This window comes from Streptococcus sp. HMSC056C01, assembly GCF_001811305.1.
In the GTDB taxonomy this organism is placed as follows: domain Bacteria; phylum Bacillota; class Bacilli; order Lactobacillales; family Streptococcaceae; genus Streptococcus.
The window spans coordinates 61,143-61,841 of sequence record NZ_KV804219.1; the positions used below are offsets into that span (position 1 = coordinate 61,143).

General features: G+C 43.6%; 1 pseudogene. It reads left to right on the forward strand.

The window, feature by feature from the left end:
* Positions 1-699: pseudogene (locus HMPREF2795_RS10020) on the forward strand (cell division protein FtsZ); the annotation flags it as partial.

Below are 699 nucleotides of genomic sequence, written 5' to 3' on the forward strand. Positions count from 1 at the left end.
GTGCTGCACCAGTTATCGCTCGTATTGCAAAAAGCCTCGGAGCTTTGACAGTAGGTGTTGTCACTCGTCCATTTGGTTTTGAAGGAAGCAAACGTGGACAATTTGCTATCGAAGGGATTAACGAACTTCGTGAGCATGTTGATACACTCTTGATTATCTCAAACAACAACTTGCTAGAAATCGTTGACAAGAAGACTCCACTTCTTGAAGCATTGAGTGAAGCAGACAACGTTCTTCGTCAAGGTGTTCAAGGGATTACAGATTTGATTACAAATCCTGGTTTGATTAACTTGGACTTTGCAGACGTTAAGACTGTTATGGCCAATAAAGGGAATGCTCTTATGGGGATTGGTATCGGTAGCGGTGAAGAACGTGTTGTAGAAGCTGCTCGTAAAGCAATCTACTCACCACTTCTTGAAACAACTATCGATGGAGCAGAAGATGTGATTGTCAACGTAACTGGTGGCTTGGACTTGACTTTGATTGAAGCTGAAGAAGCATCAGAAATTGTGAACCAAGCAGCTGGTCATGGTGTTAACATCTGGCTTGGAACATCTATTGATGAGACAATGAAAGACGAAATCCGCGTGACAGTTGTTGCGACAGGAGTACGTCAGGACAAAGTTGAGAAAGTTGTAACTGCTCAACCACGCCAAGCAACACACCGTGAACCTGCTCGAACTAGCCATGCACAAACTT